This window comes from Fructilactobacillus sp. X2R1C1 (assembly GCF_059901435.1).
The window spans coordinates 1-242 of record NZ_JBWXUV010000142.1 but is presented as its reverse complement, the minus strand read 5'-3'; the positions used below and the strand labels follow the sequence as shown (position 1 = coordinate 242).

Here is a 242-nt window from a genome sequence, read left to right as displayed (position 1 = left end):
GAGGTAAGTTATACGGCTTCGATCCTCATCCTGAAGACATGGAGCATGGCGCTTATTCTGATATTTGCGCTCTTGCTGGCGAAGTTGAAGCCGCCGATAATGTGGCTCGTATAATGGCTATCTTTTATAGTCCGATAACAACTAAAGGGGTAATTAAAAAGCGTGTATACTCGATTGATAGTTATGTAAAAGAATCAAAGCAATCATTCGAAGAAAGAGTTAAGCTATTTAACGAAGAGTTA

1 protein-coding gene is annotated in these 242 nt (G+C 39.3%); it reads left to right on the top strand.

What is annotated here, in order from left to right; translation table 11 throughout:
* A partial coding sequence (locus tag AC6UDG_RS07815) for a hypothetical protein (protein WP_500707008.1) occupies positions 1-242 on the top strand: 242 nt, incomplete at both ends.